3 protein-coding genes are annotated in these 1,974 nt (G+C 36.7%); 1 reads left to right on the top strand and 2 read right to left on the bottom strand.

Going from position 1 to position 1,974, the window contains the following annotated elements; translation table 11 throughout:
* The first annotated feature begins 350 nt into the window (after window positions 1-350).
* Window positions 351-767, top strand: coding sequence for an NAD(+)--rifampin ADP-ribosyltransferase (gene arr, locus JKM87_RS03710; protein ID WP_202078106.1), 417 nt, complete (start codon window positions 351-353; stop codon window positions 765-767).
* Here arr and JKM87_RS03705 read toward each other — a convergent pair.
* Together JKM87_RS03705 and JKM87_RS03700 are read right to left on the bottom strand one after the other, a co-directional pair.
* A complete protein-coding gene (locus JKM87_RS03705) occupies window positions 764-1,033 on the bottom strand; it encodes a hypothetical protein (RefSeq protein ID WP_474001478.1) in 270 nt (89 codons plus the stop codon). The two genes, arr and JKM87_RS03705, sit on opposite strands and share 4 nt — an antisense overlap.
* Before the next feature lie 184 nt (window positions 1,034-1,217).
* The coding region (locus JKM87_RS03700) for a hypothetical protein (RefSeq protein WP_202078102.1) at window positions 1,218-1,974 on the bottom strand (757 nt) is incomplete at its 5' end.

Here is a 1,974-nt window from a genome sequence, read left to right as displayed (position 1 = left end):
GTGGGCTTTTTTACACTGTCTACTCTAAGGGGATAATACCACACCTGACTAATGGTGGCTTTTTTTCATTTAATTATCGCCTATATTTTCAAAGCCCTATAATAGTCAAATGACGTTCTTCAAATATTGGGTCAGGATTGATTAAATATCGTTTTTTATGTACAAAACTTATATGTCAGTCCATAAAACCCCTGCAACCTTAAAAGCGTAGATAATAGGTATTTATCGTTCAAAATCATCCCTCTACTTACATTATACTATTAATTATAAATGATTTATAGACTTCAATTCCTATTGTTCCTGTCGTATACTGATTTATACAAATATGAAAATATAAGGGGTGTGTCAGTATGAATGACAATAAAAATGTCTTAGATAATGGTCCTTTCTTTCATGGTACTAAAGCAGAACTAAAAATTGGAGATCTATTAGAACCGCAACACTTATCTAATTACCAAGACAAAAAATCTAACCATATATATTTCACAGCAACATTAGATGCTGCAAAATGGGGTGCTGAATTAGCAACATCTAATTCAGAAGAAAGAATCTACATTGTAGAACCATTAGGTGATTTTGAAAATGATCCGAACTTAACTGACAAAAAATTTCCTGGAAACCCAACACGTTCTTATAGGTCTAAATCTCCTTTGAAAATACTTGCTGAATTAAGCTCATGGGAAAGACATTCCGATGAAGAAATAAATCATATGCTTACATCTTTAAAAAAATTACAAGAACAAGGAAATGCTGTAATAGATGATTAATCTTTAACATCTATAAAATCATAATTAAAAAGAGTTGTTGGGACAGTTATGTTATTCGCCATTTGCGTAAAAAGACAGAGTGTAACGAATGGGTTTTGACATTCTTCTCCACCCATGGTATTTCGAATGTGTGTTAAATCGTCAATACTTCTTTGGTTTAATAACGATGAGTCACTTACAATGGTTGCCTTACCGTCTATTGATCGCACAATATCTTTGGATCCTTGAGCAAAACGATCCATCATAATAGCTGGACGTCCATTCACAGTTACAGCCTCACCATTGCCAGAGGGCTACTATAATGATATAGGACCTTCCCCATAACCCCAATTTTATCCTAATCTAATATATTATGTTTACTATAAAAATTGGTAATGAAAGGACAGTTTATATCCACCATATGTGTCATATATAATGTCCTTTTTTCTTAGAACAAACGAATCCTGTTAGTTAAATTTCTTTTTCAAACGTCTTTCCATCACTGTAGCGGACTTTGATCACATGACGCGCCTGCTCGTACGGCTTCAGTTGTTCCAATTGGAATAATTGAAAGTGCTCATCAGGTGACCTTAGCTCAACCCTTTCAATATCTCGCTCATCAATCAATGTATTACCCTCATACATTAAAAGAGAAGCTTTTTCAATCCTCTGCATTGATATAGTATAATATGAGAGGCTAACGGCAAAGTCATCCTCATCCACGAGGATATCCGTTTGGATATGCCCATATTTGCTCGTTTCTACATGATCTAAATGTTCTGTTTGAATATCTCCATTCCTGACCATGTCATCATTGGTGACAGATATAAAGTACCTGAAAGTAGTTTGATCCGTTTGATCCAGTTCTATAGACACCTCATCTTCCTCGACCGCATGCCATTGATTCGCCGTGTATTCATTAACCTTCCATTGGGGCTCCATGTCCACCTCTAACGGAAGGATTGCTTGAAACAGCCCTTGTTGGAGCTCTTCTGCTGGTAGAGAGGTGAACTCATCAGAATGACCATAAGCATAATGAAAGACGACTTCCGAACCAGGTTTCAGCTCCTTGACCCGCCACGTATAGGTTAGCCCCGCTTGATCTATCGCGTCCAGATCGACATTCCTCTCAACCTGGCCGAGCAAGCTCTGTTCCTCTTTGAATTCATTTAATACATGGCGAATTTGTTCCGATTGACCGTTGATGTCAGTGATCATGTTATGTTGA

This window comes from Caldalkalibacillus salinus, from assembly GCF_016745835.1.
GTDB classification, from domain to species: Bacteria; Bacillota; Bacilli; order Caldalkalibacillales; family JCM-10596; genus Caldalkalibacillus_A; species Caldalkalibacillus_A salinus.
This window is presented reverse-complemented; position numbering and strand designations above follow the sequence as displayed.